This is a genomic window from Streptacidiphilus jeojiense (assembly GCF_000719095.1).
Classification (GTDB): Bacteria; Actinomycetota; Actinomycetes; order Streptomycetales; family Streptomycetaceae; genus Streptacidiphilus; species Streptacidiphilus jeojiensis.
Genome location: NZ_JOEH01000086.1, coordinates 1 through 1,151 on the forward strand (window position 1 = coordinate 1; position 1,151 = coordinate 1,151).

Annotated in this window: 1 protein-coding gene; it reads right to left on the reverse strand. The window is 67.9% G+C overall.

Features of this window, described 5'->3' with window-relative positions; genetic code table 11:
* A protein-coding gene (locus IF29_RS49255; protein ID WP_475630833.1) for an IS630 family transposase occupies nt 1-1,084 on the reverse strand; the annotation gives its coding sequence in 2 pieces (ribosomal slippage) (nt 1-631 and nt 631-1,084; 1,085 coding nt annotated over the 2 pieces). This gene is flagged as partial in the annotation.
* Nucleotides 1,085-1,151 lie beyond the last annotated feature (67 nt).

Here is a 1,151-nt window from a genome sequence, read left to right on the forward strand (position 1 = left end):
TACTGAGGTTGTAGGCGTGGTGTCGTCATGGTGAGTCCGGTGCCGGCGAGGCATCCGTCGATGAGGTCGGGCCGGTACTGGACTTGGCGAAGGCCTCGTCTCAGGGCGCGCATCAGATGGGTCGGGTCGGTGAAGGCGGTGTTGGCCTGGCAGCGGCGCCGGAGCAGAGACCAGATGCCCTCGACCGGATTGAGCTGAGGGGCATAAGGCGGCAGGTAGTGGACCGTGAGCCAGTCCTGGGCGTCGATGAACTCGCGCAGGCGGCGGTCGCGGTGGACGTTGAGATTGTCCCAGACCAGGACGATCGGCTTGCCGAGTTGCTGGTGGGCGTCGGCCAGCAGGTCGCGGTAGTCGGTCCAGGCGAAGCTGCGGCGCCCGCCGGACTTGTGGTCCTGGTGGATGATCGGCCGGTGGATCAGCCGGGAGCGCTCGCCCTGCTTGTAGCAGGTCAAAGCTGCGATGGAGATCCGCCGTTGTGAGCGCCCGCGGACGCGGACTATCGGAGTGACACCGCGGGGTGACCAAGTGCGGGCGGTGGGCGGCGTCATCGAGAAGCCGGCCTCGTCCTCGAAGACGAGGTAGGCGTCGAGCGCCGCCGCGGCGCTTCCACGGACGGCCAGGTCTCCTTCACCCACCCAGCCACGGCCCCCTCGTCGCGCTCGACCGCGCGCCGGGCCGGGACCTGGTGGCTCCAGCCATGACGACGCAGCATCTGCGAGATCCCCGACAACGTGAAGGACTTGTGGAACCGTCGACCGATCAGGGTCTTGATCCGCGCCAGGGTCCAGGTCTGGTCCGGCCAGCCGTGCGCGACCGGCCCCTTGGCCAGCTCGTCCTCCAGCACGGCGAACAGCCTGTCGCTCAGCTTGGGAAGCGAGACAGGCCCGGCGGACCGCAACCCGTCGGTGCCGGCCTCCTGCCAAGCCTGCCGCCATCGCTGCACCGAGCGGACACTCACCCGTAAATCCCTGGCGACCGACCCGTTGGAAGCGCCCGAGGCGAAGAGCTCGGCGGCCTCCAACCGGATCCGCTCGCGAAACACCTGCCGTTCAGGCGTCAGCCCACCACCCTGCGGATACCTCATACACCCGGCATACCGCGACAATCACACTCCGTCAGCCCCCAACGACATCACGCTTCCAAAGTCAGTA